General features: G+C 67.6%; 14 protein-coding genes. 11 read left to right on the top strand and 3 right to left on the bottom strand.

Going from position 1 to position 13,435, the window contains the following annotated elements; translation table 11 throughout:
* The first annotated feature begins 7 nt into the window (after positions 1–7).
* Genes alr through tsaD form a run of 6 tightly spaced genes read left to right on the top strand, consistent with a single transcriptional unit; the run spans position 8 to position 4,865 of the window.
* The gene (gene alr, locus ACNQS7_RS14155) at positions 8–1,168 is read left to right on the top strand and encodes an alanine racemase (protein ID WP_418013026.1); all 1,161 of its coding nucleotides are present in this window, start codon (positions 8–10) and stop codon (positions 1,166–1,168) included.
* A gap of 59 nt (positions 1,169–1,227) precedes the next feature.
* On the top strand, positions 1,228–2,292 hold the full coding sequence (locus tag ACNQS7_RS14150) for an alpha/beta fold hydrolase (protein ID WP_418015991.1): 1,065 nt from the start codon (positions 1,228–1,230) through the stop codon (positions 2,290–2,292).
* The gene (gene tsaE, locus ACNQS7_RS14145; RefSeq protein WP_418013025.1) at positions 2,285–2,758 is read left to right on the top strand and encodes a tRNA (adenosine(37)-N6)-threonylcarbamoyltransferase complex ATPase subunit type 1 TsaE; all 474 of its coding nucleotides are present in this window, start codon (positions 2,285–2,287) and stop codon (positions 2,756–2,758) included. The genes ACNQS7_RS14150 and tsaE overlap by 8 nt, the downstream gene beginning before the upstream one ends.
* Complete coding sequence (gene tsaB, locus ACNQS7_RS14140; RefSeq protein WP_418013024.1) at positions 2,755–3,375, top strand: tRNA (adenosine(37)-N6)-threonylcarbamoyltransferase complex dimerization subunit type 1 TsaB; 621 nt, start codon at positions 2,755–2,757, stop codon at positions 3,373–3,375. The genes tsaE and tsaB overlap by 4 nt, the downstream gene beginning before the upstream one ends.
* Complete coding sequence (rimI, locus tag ACNQS7_RS14135; RefSeq protein WP_418013023.1) at positions 3,372–3,839, top strand: ribosomal protein S18-alanine N-acetyltransferase; 468 nt, start codon at positions 3,372–3,374, stop codon at positions 3,837–3,839. Before tsaB ends, rimI begins: the two co-directional genes overlap by 4 nt.
* Positions 3,840–4,865: a tRNA (adenosine(37)-N6)-threonylcarbamoyltransferase complex transferase subunit TsaD gene (gene tsaD, locus ACNQS7_RS14130; protein ID WP_418013022.1), complete on the top strand. Its 1,026-nt coding sequence runs from the start codon at positions 3,840–3,842 to the stop codon at positions 4,863–4,865.
* Here the strand turns inward: tsaD and ACNQS7_RS14125 are convergent.
* Positions 4,862–6,100, bottom strand: coding sequence for a threonine/serine exporter family protein (locus tag ACNQS7_RS14125; RefSeq protein WP_418013021.1), 1,239 nt, complete (start codon positions 6,098–6,100; stop codon positions 4,862–4,864). The two genes, tsaD and ACNQS7_RS14125, sit on opposite strands and share 4 nt — an antisense overlap.
* A gap of 487 nt (positions 6,101–6,587) precedes the next feature.
* On the opposite strand from ACNQS7_RS14125, the gene groES reads away from it, so the two are divergent.
* Positions 6,588–6,890 carry a co-chaperone GroES gene (gene groES / locus ACNQS7_RS14120; protein ID WP_011739140.1) on the top strand — a complete coding sequence of 101 codons (303 nt, stop codon included), beginning with the start codon at positions 6,588–6,590 and terminating at the stop codon, positions 6,888–6,890.
* A 109-nt stretch (positions 6,891–6,999) separates the two neighbouring features.
* The gene (groL, locus tag ACNQS7_RS14115; protein WP_418013020.1) at positions 7,000–8,622 is read left to right on the top strand and encodes a chaperonin GroEL; all 1,623 of its coding nucleotides are present in this window, start codon (positions 7,000–7,002) and stop codon (positions 8,620–8,622) included.
* A 180-nt stretch (positions 8,623–8,802) separates the two neighbouring features.
* On the opposite strand, the gene ACNQS7_RS14110 is transcribed toward groL, so the two are convergent.
* Positions 8,803–9,309 (bottom strand): hypothetical protein, encoded by a 507-nt coding sequence (locus tag ACNQS7_RS14110; RefSeq protein ID WP_418013019.1) that lies wholly within the window; start codon positions 9,307–9,309, stop codon positions 8,803–8,805.
* A gap of 26 nt (positions 9,310–9,335) precedes the next feature.
* Between ACNQS7_RS14110 and ACNQS7_RS14105 the strand changes: the two genes are divergently transcribed.
* From ACNQS7_RS14105 to ACNQS7_RS14095, 3 genes are all read left to right on the top strand, one after another.
* Positions 9,336–10,202, top strand: a complete 867-nt coding sequence (locus ACNQS7_RS14105) for an alpha/beta fold hydrolase (RefSeq protein ID WP_418013018.1) — start codon at positions 9,336–9,338, stop codon at positions 10,200–10,202.
* 111 nt (positions 10,203–10,313) lie between these two features.
* Positions 10,314–10,673, top strand: a complete 360-nt coding sequence (locus ACNQS7_RS14100) for a YciI family protein (protein ID WP_418013017.1) — start codon at positions 10,314–10,316, stop codon at positions 10,671–10,673.
* Positions 10,674–10,681: 8 nt separating this feature from the next.
* Positions 10,682–11,899 carry an RNA polymerase sigma factor gene (locus ACNQS7_RS14095; protein WP_418013016.1) on the top strand — a complete coding sequence of 406 codons (1,218 nt, stop codon included), beginning with the start codon at positions 10,682–10,684 and terminating at the stop codon, positions 11,897–11,899.
* Positions 11,900–11,905: 6 nt separating this feature from the next.
* On the opposite strand, the gene ACNQS7_RS14090 is transcribed toward ACNQS7_RS14095, so the two are convergent.
* Entirely contained in the window at positions 11,906–13,255 is a 1,350-nt protein-coding gene (locus tag ACNQS7_RS14090; protein ID WP_418013015.1) for a WS/DGAT/MGAT family O-acyltransferase, read from the bottom strand.
* Between the last annotated feature and the right edge of the window lie 180 nt (positions 13,256–13,435).

Raw genomic sequence — 13,435 nt, 5'->3', positions numbered from 1 at the left:
GGTCGGCGTGTCCGTCACGCCGATCTCCCTGACCCCGGGCGTCCTCGCCGAGGCCGTTATCGACCTGGGCGCCATTGCGCACAACGTGCGGGTGTTGCGGGAGCACGCCGGAAAAGCTCAGGTCATGGCTGTGGTCAAGGCCGACGGCTACGGGCACGGCGCGACTCGCGTCGCGTTCACCGCACTGGCCGCCGGCGCCACCGAACTCGGCGTGGCCACGATCGACGAGGCTCTTGCGCTGCGGGCCGACGGCATTCTGGACCCGATTCTGGCCTGGCTGCATCCGCCGGGCTGTGACTTCGCTCCCGCCCTACAGGGCGACGTGCAGATCGCGGTCTCCTCGGTACGCCAACTCGAAGAAGTGCTGGACGCGGTACACCGGACCGGCACCCAGGCGACCGTCACGGTCAAGGTGGACACCGGTCTGAACCGCAACGGCGTGGCCGCGGCGGATTTCCCCGCCATGGTGAGCGGGCTCAAGTTGGCCGTCGCGGCCGAGGCGATCACGCTGCGAGGGCTGATGTCGCACATGGTCTTCGCCGACGCCCCCGAGCAGCCGATCAACGACATCCAGGCCCAGCGGTTCCGCGACATGTCGGCCTACGCCGCCGATCAGGGGTTGCGGTTCGAGGTGGCACACCTGTCGAACTCCTCGGCCACCATGGTCCGTCCCGACCTGACCTTCGACCTGGTGCGTCCGGGCATCGCGGTATACGGGCTCAGCCCGGTGCCTAGACTGGGCGACATGGGTCTGATTCCGGCGATGACGGTCAAATCCCCTGTCGCACTGGTCAAGTCGATCAAAGCCGGGGAGGGCGTGTCCTACGCGCACACCTGGATTGCCCCCCGCGACACGAACCTGGCGCTGATTCCGATCGGCTACGCCGACGGCGTGTTCAGGTCCCTGGGCGGGCGGCTGGACGTGCTGATCAACGGCCGTCGGCGCCCCGGGGTGGGACGGGTCTGTATGGACCAGTTCGTCGTCGACCTGGGGCCCGGCCGGCCGGACGTCGCCGAGGGCGACGAGGCGATCCTGTTCGGGCCCGGCACCCGCGGGGAACCCACCGCACAGGATTGGGCCGACCTGATCGGGACGATTCACTATGAGGTGGTCACCGGCATCCGCGGCCGGATTACCAGAACCTACCGCGAGGTCGAAGCCCGTTGAGCGCTGACCACAGCCACCGCATCCCGAAGGGCAAGGCCTGGCTCGCGGGTAGTGCTGGGCTGACCGCGGTGGCCACCCTGGTCGGTGCGTCGGCCCGCAAGACGATCATCGAGCGCACCTCATCCGACGAAGACCCCTGGGCGGACGAGGATTTCGAGCGACTCGACAGTGACCGCGCCCAGGTGGTGATGACTTCTGACGGGGTACCGCTGGCGGTCCGGGAGGCCGGGCCGCCCGACGCACCGCTGACCGTCGTCTTCGCGCACGGCTTCTGTCTACGGATGGGCGCCTTCCACTTTCAGCGGATGCGGCTGGGCGAAGTGCTGGGTTCGCAGGTGCGCATGGTGTTCTACGACCAGCGTGGTCACGGCCAGTCCGGCGAGGGCGAGCCGGACTCCTACACGCTCACCCAACTCGGCCGGGATCTGGAAACGGTGCTGCAGGTCACCGCGCCGCGTGGTCCGATCATTCTGGTGGGCCATTCGATGGGCGGCATGACGGTGCTGTCGCACGCCGGGCAATTCCCCGAACAGTACGGCCGCCGCATCGTGGGAGCGGCCCTGATCTCGTCGGCCGCCGAAGGCGTCACCCGCTCACCGCTGGGGGCGTTCCTGAAAAACCCGGCGCTGGACGCGGTCCGGTTCACCGCCAAATCCGCGCCGAAGCTGATGCACCGGGGACGCAACGTGTCCCGGTCCCTGATCGGTCCTATCCTGCGCGCCGCGTCCTACAGCGATCTGCAGGTCAGCCGCAGTCTGGACGCCTTCTCCCAGCGGATGATGAACGGCACCCCGATCGCCACCCTGGTCGGCTTCCTGCGCGCCCTGGAGAAGCACGACGAAACCGCGGGACTGTGGACGCTGCTGAAGATCCCGACCCTGATCGCCTGCGGAGACCACGACCTGCTCACCCCAGACGAATATTCCCGGTTGATGGCTGCCTCGCTGCCGCAGTCGGAGTTGGTGATCGTCCCCGGCGCCAGCCACCTGGCGTTGCTGGACAAGCCGGACACCATCAACGACGGGCTGATCCGGCTGATCGAGCGGTCGCAGCCGGGCAAGCTGAAGTGGCACTACCGCCGATTCGGCGAGCGGGTGCGCGGGCGGTTCCGGCGCCGTGGCTGACTCTGGGTTTGATGGCGGCAAGGCCACGCTCGAGCGTGTCGAGGACACGCTCGCGCTCGGGTCGAAGCTGGGCGAACAGTTGCGCGCCGGCGACGTGGTCGTGCTCTCGGGTCCGCTGGGTGCTGGAAAAACAGTGTTGGCCAAGGGAATTGCCGCGGCAATGGACGTCGATGGCCCGGTGACGTCGCCGACGTTCGTGCTGGCGCGGGTGCATCGTGCCCGTTCTGCGGGCACTCCGTCGCTGATCCATGTCGACGTCTACCGACTGCTCGACCAGCACGGCGCGGACCTGCTCGGCGAGCTCGACTCGCTCGACCTCGACACCGATCTCGAGGACGCCGTCGTGGTGGTGGAGTGGGGCGAAGGGCTCGTCGAGCGCCTCGCCGAACGGCACCTCGACGTCCGCCTCGAGCGCCTCGCCCATTCGGACGTGCGGACCGCGACGTGGGAGTGGGTTCACGCATGATCCTGTTGACGCTCGACACCTCCACCCCCGCCGTCACGGCGGGCATCGTCCAAGGTGACGACTTCGCGACGATGGCGCAGCGGGTCACCGTCGACGCCCGCGCCCACGCCGAGCGGCTGACTCCCAATGTTGTTGCGGCGCTGTTCGATTCAGGGCTGACGATGGCCGATCTGGACGCCGTGGTGGTCGGCTGCGGACCTGGGCCGTTCACCGGTCTGAGGGCCGGCATGGCGAGCGGGGCCGCCTACGGGCACGCACTGGGCATCCCGGTGCACGGCGTGTGCAGCCTGGACGCCATCGGCGTGCTCACCACCGGTGAGGCTCTGGTGGTGACGGACGCCCGGCGCCGGGAGGTCTACTGGGCGCGCTACCGCGACGGCGTTCGCACCGAAGGCCCCGCCGTGAACGCCGCGGCCGACGTCGACCCGGGTGCGGCGCGCGCGGTCGCCGGGTCCCCGGAGCACGCGGCGCTGTTCGACCTGCCGTACTGCGAGCCCGGGTACCCGACGCCGGCCGGTCTGGTGCGCGCGGTGCCCGACTGGTCCGCCGAACCCGCGCCGCTGGTGGCGCTGTACCTGCGTCGACCCGACGCCAAGCCGCTGGCGGCTCGGTCGTGACCGCCCACCTCGACCCGGTCACCCTGGGTCCGCTGACGTACGGGGACGCCGCACGGTGTGCCGAACTGGAAGCGTTGCTGTTCGACGGCGACGACCCGTGGCCGGCCGTCGCGTTCCAACGCGAACTGCACAGCAAGACCAACCACTACGTCGGCGCCCGCAGCGGCGGCACGCTCGTCGGGTACGCGGGCATCTCCCGGCTGGGGCGAGTCGCGCCGTTCGAGTACGAGGTGCACACCATCGGCGTAGACCCCGCCTACCAGGGACACGGGATCGGCCGCCGATTGCTCGGCGCCCTGCTGGACTTCGCGGACGGGGGAGTGGTGTTCCTCGAGGTCCGTACCGACAACGAACCCGCCATCGGTCTCTACCGCAGTGTGGGGTTCGAGCAGATCGGTCTGCGCAAGCGGTACTACCGCGTCAGCGGGGCCGACGCGTACACCATGCGGAGGGACGCTCGATAGATGACGACCATCCTTGCCATCGAAACCTCTTGCGACGAAACGGGTATCGGGATTGCCCGGCTTAATGCCGACGGCACCGTGGCGTTGCTGGCCGACGAGGTCGCGTCCAGCGTCGACGAGCACGTCCGGTTCGGCGGAGTGGTGCCTGAGATCGCGTCCCGGGCGCACCTGGAAGCCCTGGGTCCCGCGATGCGGCGCGCGCTGGCGACGGCCGGATTCGCCAAGCCGGACATCGTCGCGGCCACCATCGGACCGGGGCTGGCGGGTGCGCTATTGGTGGGAGTTGCTGCGGCCAAAGCATATTCGGCCGCCTGGGGGGTGCCGTTCTACGCGGTGAACCACCTGGGTGGACACCTGGCCGCCGACGTCTACGAGCACGGCCCACTGCCCGAGTCGGTTGCCCTGCTGGTGTCCGGCGGGCACACCCACCTACTGCATGTCCGCTCTCTCGCAGAACCGATCGTCGAACTGGGCAGCACCGTCGACGACGCGGCCGGTGAGGCCTACGACAAGGTGGCCCGGCTGCTGGGCCTGGGCTACCCGGGCGGCCGGGTGCTCGACGAGCTGGCCCGCTCCGGCGACCGCGACGCGGTCGGGTTTCCGCGCGGCATGACCGGGCCGCGGGATGACCCGTACGCCTTCAGCTTCTCGGGTCTGAAGACCGCCGTGGCCCGCTATGTCGAGAGCAATCCCGACTACGTGCCCGCCGACGTGGCCGCCGGCTTCCAGGAAGCGGTGGCCGATGTGCTCACCCGAAAGGCGGTGCGTGCGGCAACCGAATTGGGGGTGTCGACGCTGCTGATCGCCGGTGGGGTGGCCGCGAACTCGCGGTTGCGCGAGCTGGCCACGCAGCGCTGCCGCGACGCGGGCCTGACGTTGCGTATTCCCAAACCGCGACTGTGCACCGACAACGGCGCGATGATCGCCTCGTTCGCCGCGCACCTGGTGGCCGCGGGCGCGGCGCCGTCGCCCTTGGACGCGCCGAGTGATCCGGGACTGCCCGTCGTGGTGGGTCAGGTCGGCTAGGACCCCCGAGCGGCTACGACGGCGTTTCGGATGTGATTGGGCACCGCTAGCCCGACTGCCATGGCGGCCACCACGAATACGGCTATCGACCCGTTCGACACGGTGGCGGCAATGACCGATGGGGAGGTGTCTGTGGTCAGCCGCATCAGGCCGGCCAGAACTCTGAACACGTACATGCCTGGGACAAGGGCGACGACAGCGGCAAATCCGATGGCGGCGAACGGTATTCGCAGCAGGTGGCTAACCGGGGCGAGGGCCGCGCCGACGACCAGGCATGACACCAGAGCTGCACCCGGCAGGCCGGCATGCCATACGTCGACGGCGAACCAGTGCACGGCATGCGCGATCATGCCGGCCGCGACGGGTAATCCGATCATCCGGTAGGGCATGGAGAAGTAAACGGGGTAGGCCGCCGCGGCGACTCCCGCTGCGAGGACGTCGGCACAGATCGGGACATCGACGTCGGTCGACCAGAGCGGTAACGTCTGCCCGCCGACAAACAGCCCGAGGACGAGTCCGGCGGCGATCGCCGCGAAAATGACGGCAGCGTAGCCAAGCCGGCTCAGGCCCAGACTTATCCGCGCGGCGAGCAAGTCCATCGCGCCATTGAGGATCTGAGGTCCCGGCACCAGCACCATCGCCGGGCACACGGCCGTCAGCCCGACCACACCGCCGAGTCCGAGGTGCGGCGCGAGAGCTCCGCCCAACCCTGCCACCAGCGCAGCGGTGAAGACCTGAGCGAATGCTCCGACCTGCCACCGGGCCAGCAGGCGACGGCATCCGCCTCCGACGGCGGCACTGGCAGCGACTAGGGCGATCGCCCAAAAATCGGTGATACCGAACACAATCGACAACGCTGCGGCACCGAGCGCGCAAGCGATGACGAACGGTGGTGTCGCGGATCCGCTCTCCCGGGCTGCGTCCGCGAGCTCGCGCCGGAGAAGCGGGCGATCTAGTGTTCCGTCCTCGGCTCGGTCGATGGCCCGCATGGCCGCCGACACCCGCCGCATGTTCACCGCGACGGGGGCCACCGGTACGACTCGGAGTTGTGGCGCCGTCTCCTCGGTAGTCAGGGTCATCGAGGTCCACGACGGAATCGCGACTGCTGTCATCCCGAGACCGCGACTGAGGCGCCGCACGGCGATCAGAGTCATGTCGGTCGACTGGCCGTTTTCGTGCAGGAGCACCGCAGCCCCGAGTACTGTCTCGAAGTCTCCCGCATCAGCTGAGGTCACGCGCCCGCGACCCCGTCGCCGACCATGCTGTGCCCTTCACGGTGAGCGCATCGACCAAGGCTGCTCATCCGGTGCTGGTTGGTGACATGCGGCGAACCCTCTCGTCGGCCCAGTGGGGGACGGCCCACGCTATCGCGCACCGCACAGAATCGGCGTGGTCGGCCGTGTATGCCGGATGTACGGTCTCTTGCGCATTGACCAAGGCGACGCGTCCAGAACCTGGCCCGCGTTGCCGGCGTGGGCGGGCCGATGTTCGCTGTGCGCGTAGAAGCACCGGGGCACCCTTGAGTGCTAGCACTCTCATGTATAGAGTGCTAGGTGGCATTCGGACGACCCCTGTGTCGGCACCCGCGACGACGGCGCGAGGGACCCGGACGATTGCCGAATCACCTGGTAATTCGGACGGTGCGGGGCAGCCCGGACCGACCGCCAACTCCGGTCAGGGCATACGCTCCGGACCCGATTCAACTAGTGGAGGGCTCCAATCGTGGCGAAGGTCAACATCAAGCCACTCGAGGACAAGATTCTCGTACAGGCCAACGAGGCCGAGACCACGACCGCATCCGGTCTGGTCATTCCCGACACCGCCAAGGAGAAGCCCCAGGAGGGCACCGTCGTCGCAGTCGGCCCCGGCCGTTGGGACGAGGATGGCGAAAAGCGGATCCCGCTCGACGTCGCTGAGGGTGACACCGTCATCTACAGCAAGTACGGCGGCACCGAGATCAAGTACGGCGGCGAGGAATACCTGATCCTGTCGGCACGCGACGTGCTGGCTGTCGTTTCCAAGTAACACCGGTCGTTTCCAAGTAACGCAACGTGTTCCGCCCCGGCGATCCCCGCACGCAAGCGCGGGTGATTTCCGGGGCGGCATGCGTTAGGCAGTTTGGCGAAGGAGCCTCATGAGCAAAATTATTGAGTACGACGCGACCGCGCGTCGTGCGATGGAAGCGGGCGTGAACAAGCTCGCGGACGCGGTCAAGGTGACGCTCGGACCCGGTGGCCGCCACGTGGTGCTGGCCAAGGCGTTCGGCGGACCGCAGGTGACCAACGACGGTGTCACCGTCGCACGCGAGATCGACCTGGAAGACCCCTTCGAGAATCTCGGTGCGCAGCTGGTGAAGTCGGTCGCCACCAAGACCAACGACGTCGCCGGTGACGGCACCACCACCGCGACCGTGCTGGCCCAGGCCCTGGTGAAGGGCGGGCTGCGGCTCGTCGCCGCCGGTGTCAACCCGATCGCCCTGGGTTCGGGCATCAGCAAGGCCGCCGACGCGGTATCCGAGGCGCTGCTGGCCGCGGCCACCCCGGTGTCGGGCAAAGAGGCCATCGCCCAGGTGGCGACGGTTTCCTCGCGTGACGAGCGGCTGGGCGACCTGGTCGGCGAGGCGATGAGCAAGGTCGGCCACGACGGCGTAGTCAGCGTGGAGGAGTCCTCGACGCTGGACACCCAGCTGGAGTTCACCGAGGGCGTGGGCTTCGACAAGGGCTTCCTGTCGGCCTACTTCGTCACCGACTTCGACGCCCAGCAGGCGGTGCTCGAAGACCCGCTGATTCTGCTCCACCAGGACAAGATCAGCTCGCTGCCCGACCTGCTGCCGTTGCTGGAGAAGGTCGCCGAATCGGGCAAGCCACTGCTGATCATCGCCGAGGACGTCGAGGGTGAGGCGCTGGCGACGCTGGTCGTCAACTCAATCCGCAAGACGCTCAAGGCCGTCGCGGTCAAGGCGCCGTTCTTCGGTGACCGCCGCAAGGCATTCCTGCAGGACCTGGCCATCGTGACCGGCGGCGAGGTGGTCAATCCCGACACCGGACTGCTGCTGCGCGAGGTGGGTCTCGAGGTGCTGGGGTCGGCCCGCCGTGTCGTGGTCAGCAAGGACGACACGATCATCGTCGACGGTGCCGGCTCCAAGGACGCGGTGCAAAACCGGGTCAAGCAGCTGCGCGGCGAGATCGAAGCCAGCGACTCCGACTGGGATCGGGAGAAGCTGCAGGAGCGGGTTGCCAAGCTGGCCGGCGGGGTGGCCGTCATTCAGGTCGGCGCCGCCACCGAGACCGCGCTCAAGGAGCGCAAGGAAAGTGTCGAGGACGCCGTTGCGGCTGCCAAGGCAGCGGTCGAGGAGGGCATCGTCCCCGGCGGTGGCTCGGCGCTGATTCAGGCGCGCCACGTGCTGGAGTCGCTGCGCAATGAACTCAGCGGCGACGAGAAGCTCGGAGTCGACGTGTTCTCCGAGGCGCTGGCCGCTCCGCTGTACTGGATCGCCACCAACGCCGGAATGGATGGCGCGGTCGCGGTCAACAAGGTCAGCGAGCTGCCCACCGGGCAGGGCCTCAACGCCGCCACCCGGACCTACGAGGACCTGGGTGCCGCCGGCATCGTCGACCCGGTGAAGGTGACCCGTTCGGCCGTGCTGAACGCCTCGTCGGTGGCGCGGATGGTGCTCAGCACCGAGACCGCCGTCGTCGAGAAGCCGGCCGAGGAGGAAGACGACCATGGCCACGGCCACGGTCATCACCACCACTGATCAGTAGTAGGCGATACACCCCCGGCCCTGTTGGTCCGGGGGTGTTTTCGTCGCGGCAACGGTGCTCGCTTTCGCGAGACATAAACCACGCACACATTTCTCGGCGTGTTGTGTGCGTGGAGTCGGTGTCGCGCCCGACTGTCGCGACCGCAGCCGCGGAAGGCCCGGCTGACGCTTAGATCACTGCGACGTCGGCTGAATGGATACCAGTCGGAACCAGTCGGGGTACGCGTCGTCGGGTGTGAACCGCACGACCAAAACGTTCGGCGGGAACTGGGCGGCCAGGTCATTGAGAGTCCGGGGCAGGAACGCTCTGGACTTGGCGTCGCCGTACCAGTTGGGATTGTTCGGGTCGTAGGGGCCCACACTGTCGATCGCGGCATCCCAGCGCTGGATCGGGCCCGGGGGCGCAGCCCCGAATCCGGTCGACTTCAGGTACGCGTCGGCTTGTCCCGAGAGGGTGATCGCGGTCCCGCCGCCGACCGGCTTCCCGGTGATCGTCCCGTCGGTGACATTGGCCGTCACCGATGCCAACCGCACGGTACAGACGTTGTCGGACAACGCGGGTGGCGTGCAGAAGCCGGGTAGCGGCGCGCCGTGGGCTTCGGCGGTGTTCAGCACGGCCGGAACCGACAGGACAGAGAGGGCGGCGGCGATGGTGGCTGCTGCACGACTGCGAGTCGACATCCCTGCACTGTATATAGGCTGCGGGCATGCAGTCATTGCCGCAGGCGCGAGAGGCGGCGGACGCGCAGACGGCGTCACTGTCGCAGGGGATCACCGCCTACCAGGTCGCCGGTGACGAGGGTCCGTGGGTGGTGCTGGTGCACGGCCTGGTCACGCCCAGCTACGCCTGGGAGCCACTGGCCGAAGTGCTTGCCGGGCAAGGATTTCGGGTGCTGCGTTACGACCAGTTCGGTCGCGGGCTCTCCGACCGGCCACCGATCAGGTATGACCTCGACGTGTATGTGCGGCAACTGCGTGAGTTGGTGGACACGCTGGGGATCGACAGCATGCATCTCGTCGGCTGGTCGATGGGTGCTCTCGTTGTGACTCGTTTCGCCGCCGAATCTGCCGACCGGGCCGCAAGCATCGCGCTGATTTCGCCCGGTCTTTATGCGGCAGGGTCACTGAAAATCCTCGCCCAGCGGTTGTTGCGCCTGCCCGGCGGCCAGAAGCTCATCGCCTCCCGCATCGGCGACGTAGTCGACCAGCTGGAAAACCAGCACCTGAGTCGTCCGCGACGATTCCCCGATTACAACCGACGCGCACGAGAACAGCTCCGGTTTCCGGGCATGGCAGAGTCTTTCGCATCGACCGTCGCCCACTTTCCTGCCCGCGCCGGCGACCAGTGGGCCGCTGTCGGACGCCATCGACGTCCGGTGCTCGTGGTGTGGGGCACCGAGGACAAAGTCACCCCCTACGCAAACAGGGAGCGCGTCTTGCAGTTGTATCCCCGCGCGGAGTTGCTCACGGTCCAGGGTGCAAAGCATGCACCACATCTCGACCATGCTGAGGTCGTCCATCCGGCGATTCTGCGGCTGCTGGCGGCGGGAGAACAGGAAAACCAGATCGGTTGAGGCGCCCGATGAATTTTCTTGTCGGGACGTGTCATATCCAGCGTGCCGTCTTCGTAGACATCATGACGGGCAAGCCAGACCGGGCCGCCCGCGGAGTTCAAGGAGCATGTGATGCCGCAGTACTTCCTCGCCGTCAACCACGACGCCGCCGACACCGCCGCCATGGCGGAGATGACCATCGAACAGATGCAGCCGATCTTCGAGGCCGTCGACGCTTTCAACAACAAGTTGCAGGCCGAAGGCGCCTGGGTATTCGCCGGTGGCCTGACCGCACCTGAGTCGGCCACCACCGTCGACAACACCGGCGCGAAGCCGATCATCACCGACGGCCCGTACGCCGAGTCCAAGGAGTACCTCGGCGGTTTCTGGATCATCGAGGCCGCCGACCTCGATGCCGCCCTGGACTGGGCGAAGCAGGGGTCGAAGGCCTGCCAGGGCCGGGTCGAGGTGCGGCCGTTCCAGGAGGGTTAGGCGAACGGGTGAACCCGATCGAGCGGGTGTACCGCGAAGAGTACGGGCGGGTGGTCGCCTCGCTGGTGCGCCGCTTCGGTGACATCGACGTCGCCGAAGAGGCGGCCGGCGAGGCGCTGGTGGTCGCCCTGCAGCGGTGGCCACAGGACGGGGTTCCACCCAACCCGGCCGGCTGGCTGACGCGGACCGCGGCCAACAAGGCGGTCGACCGGCTTCGGCGTGAATCGCTTCGACCTTCAAAACATCTGGCAGCAAACATGATTCGCGATGACACTGCGCACGAGCCGACGGGACCCGTCGAGGATGACCGGCTGCGGTTGATTTTCACCTGTTGTCATCCGGCGCTCGCACCTGAGGCGCGGGTGGCGCTGACGTTGCGACTCCTCGGCGGGCTCACCGTCGCCGAGATCGCCGCGGCCTTCCTGGTGACCGAGACGACGATGGCCCAGCGGATAAGCCGGGCGAAAAAGAAGATCGCGGACGCGCACATCCCTTATCGCGTACCCGCGACCGACGACCTCGGCGAGCGGGTCGCCGCTGTGCTGGCCGTGATCTATCTCGTCTTCAATGAGGGTTACCTGGCGACCGCGGGATCGCCGGTGCGCGACGACCTGACGGCCGAGGCGATCCGGCTCGCCCGCATCCTGCGCGGGTTACTGCCTGAGGTGCCGGAGGTGACGGGCCTGCTGGCCCTGATGCTGCTCATCCAGGCCCGCCGGTCGCGCCGGATCGTCAACGGTGAATTGGTGCCCCTGCACGAACAGGACCGCGGTGGATGGGACCCGGCATTGATCGCTGAGGGACATGCCCTGGTCCGCAACTGCCTGTCTATCAACAGACCTGGCCGTTACCAACTGCTGGCCGCGATCAACGCGGTGCACACCGATGCACCTACTGCGGCCGATACCGACTGGTCCCAGATCGTGGCGTTGTACCGCCAGCTGCTGGAGTTTGATTCCAGCCCCGTGGTCGAACTCAACTACGCGATCGCCGTCGCCGAGCTCGACGGGCCCGCGGTCGCCCTGTCCCGGGTTGACCGACTGCCGCAGGCTGCCATGCAGCGTTATCACCCGTTTCATGTCACCCGCGCCGAGTTGCTCAGGCGCCTCGGACGATCGGATGAGGCCCGCGCCGCCTACGAGGCGGCTCTCGCCCTCGTCGACAACCCGGCCGAACATGCCTACCTGGCGCGCCGCCGCGATCAAGTAGGTTCGCGCACCCGCTGATACGGGTCAGAGTCCGACGGCCCGTTCCAGATCTTTGAGGGAGGTCTCGAGGTGACCCAGCAGGCGCTGCAGGTGTGGGACCGCACGGCGGCACCCCACCAGACCGAAGTCGAGGCTGTCGCCACTACCGACCAGAGTGATGTTCAGCGCCTGACCGTTGGCGGCGATGGACATCGGATAGCTGCCTTGCAGGCGAGCGCCATTGGCGTACAACGGTTTCCGCGCACCCGGCACATTGGAGATGCACACGTTGAAGGGCGGCGGTGTGGCCATGCCACCGGTCACGCCGCCCAGTACAACGGGCGACAGCAGCATCATGCCCATGGCGATCGCCTGCGCCCGGGGCAGGCCGGCCAGGACGGCCTTGCTCTTGCGCATGGATGAGCTGATCGTCGCGAGACGCAGTGCCGGATCGTCGACGTGCGTCGCCAGATTTGCCAGCACGGCGGTGACCGCATTTCCTCCTGGACCTTCGTCGGCGGTGCGCAAGCTGACCGGAACCATTGCCACTAAGGGCTTTTCGGGGAGCGCGTGCTGCTCGCAGAGGTAGGCGCGCAGTGCGCCGGCGCACATCGCCAGTACTACGTCGTTCACGGTGACGCCGGCGGCGTTCTTGACATCCTTGATCCGTTGCATCGGCCATGATTGCGCAGCACATCGTCGGGCACCGCCGATCGGAACGTTGAACATGGTGCGCGGCGCCCGGAACGGCAGCGTGAGCTGTTGTTCGAACAGCGCGGAACGGGCCAGTCCCAGCGTCGAGGAACCAAGGCGCGGAATGGATCTGACTGCCTGAGCCAGCGCCTGCAATCGCGACGGCCCGTCGGCGTGATCGTCAGCGCCGGCCACCGACGACCAGGGCGCCCTAATGCTTTCGTCGAGTGCGTCCGCGCTCAGTGCCCCCTGGAGCAGGTTGATCGCCGAGACCCCGTCGACGAGGGCGTGATGGATCTTGGTGTAGACGGCGAAGCGTCCGTCGGCCAGCCCTTCGATGACGTGGGTCTCCCACAGCGGCCGGTGCCGGTCGAGCATGGTGGAATGCAGCCGGGACGTCAATTCCAGCAGTTCCCGCACCCGGCCGGGACCGGGCAGTGCCGAGTGGCGCACGTGGTAGTCGAGGTCGATGTCTCCGGAGGAAGACCAGCCGAGGTTCAGTCCCGTCGGCAGGCTCGCCGGGTACCTGCTGAACAGGGGTGCTACGTCATCCCTGGACCGCAGTGACCGGTAGTAGTCGCCGGCGAACTCCGGCCCGGCGCCATCCGGTGTCTGGAACAGCTGCAGTCCGGCGACGTGCATCGGGTGCCCGGGTGACTCGGCAAGCAGCATCATCGATTCGATGGGTGACATCAGGTCCATGGTTTGTCCTCTGGTGGGTAGCTGTGTTCTGAGCGGTGTTGTCCCGCCGATCACCGCAGAAGTTAGGCGCTCAGCATCGGTCAGCGCTCGTCTCCGCGTGCCAAGGTCGAGTCCGGTGGTTGTGACGTGATCACAAATGCCCACCGCCAAAATCGCCGATCCCGATGGTTGCGGCGTCGC

The organism is Mycobacterium sp. 23 (assembly GCF_048287075.1).
GTDB classification, from domain to species: Bacteria; Actinomycetota; Actinomycetes; order Mycobacteriales; family Mycobacteriaceae; genus Mycobacterium; species Mycobacterium gordonae_B.
The sequence above is the reverse complement of the archived record's forward strand: the minus strand, read 5'-3'. Positions and strand labels throughout refer to the sequence as shown.